Origin of the sequence: Mesorhizobium sp. M7A.F.Ca.US.011.01.1.1 (assembly GCF_003998295.1) — a bacterium.
Classification (GTDB): Bacteria; Pseudomonadota; Alphaproteobacteria; order Rhizobiales; family Rhizobiaceae; genus Mesorhizobium.
This window is the reverse complement of sequence record NZ_RZRT01000194.1, coordinates 1-971: the sequence shown is the minus strand read 5'-3', so window position 1 is coordinate 971 and position 971 is coordinate 1. Positions and strand designations below refer to the sequence as shown.

The 971-nt window shown below is 64.4% G+C and carries 1 protein-coding gene; it reads right to left on the bottom strand.

Features of this window, described 5'->3' with window-relative positions; genetic code table 11:
* A partial coding sequence (locus EOA13_RS37265; protein ID WP_164780649.1) for an NAD-dependent epimerase occupies window positions 1-971 on the bottom strand: 971 nt, incomplete at both ends.

Below are 971 nucleotides of genomic sequence, written 5' to 3'. Positions count from 1 at the left end.
TATCCCCGCCCGAAATACGCCTGGTACCACTCGACGAACCGCCCCACCCCTTCGGTCACTGTCGTCGTCGGGCGGTAGCCGACCGCCTGCTCCAGCGCCGAGGTGTCGGCGAAGGTATCGGGCACGTCGCCGGGCTGCAGCGGCAAAAGTTCGACGATGGCTTTGCGGCCCAGCGCGTTTTCCAGCGCCTCGACATAGGCGGTCAGCTTCACCGGGTTGTTGTTGCCGATGTTGAAGATGCGCCAGGGGGCGCTGCTTGTGGCCGGATCGGGACGGCTGGAGTCCCAGGCGGCGTTGCCCGTGGCCGGGCTGTCGCTGGCGCGGATCACGCCTTCGGCGATGTCATCGACATAGGTGAAGTCGCGCGTGTGGTTGCCGTTGTTGAACAGCTTGACCGGCTCGCCGGCCAGGATGTTCCTGGTGAACAGGAACAGCGCCATGTCCGGGCGCCCCCAGGGACCATAGACGGTGAAGAAGCGAAGCCCGGTCGTCGGCAATCGGAACAGATGGCTGTAGCTGTGCGCCATCAGCTCGTTGGCGCGCTTGGTCGCGGCGTAGAACTGCAGCGGATGGTCGGCCGGACGATGCTCGGAAAACGGCATGTCGGTGTTGGCGCCGTAGACACTCGACGTGCTGGCATAGGTCAGGTGCGCGACGGCGCTGTTGCGGCAGGCCTCCAGCATGTTGGTGTAGGCGATGATGTTGCTTTCGACATAGGCATGCGGGTTTTCCAGGCTGTAGCGAACCCCGGCCTGGGCGGCGAGATGGATCACCCGGTCGAATGCATGGTCGGCAAAGCAGGCGTCGACCACGCTCTTGTCGGCGAGATTGCCGCGGATGAAATGATAGCCGGCATTGGTCTTGCGGCTCGCCTCGTCCAGAAGCCGCAGCCTCGCCTCCTTGATCTGCGGATCGTAGTAGTCGTTGACGTTGTCGATGCCGACGACCTCGTCACCGCGCTCCAGCAGCCG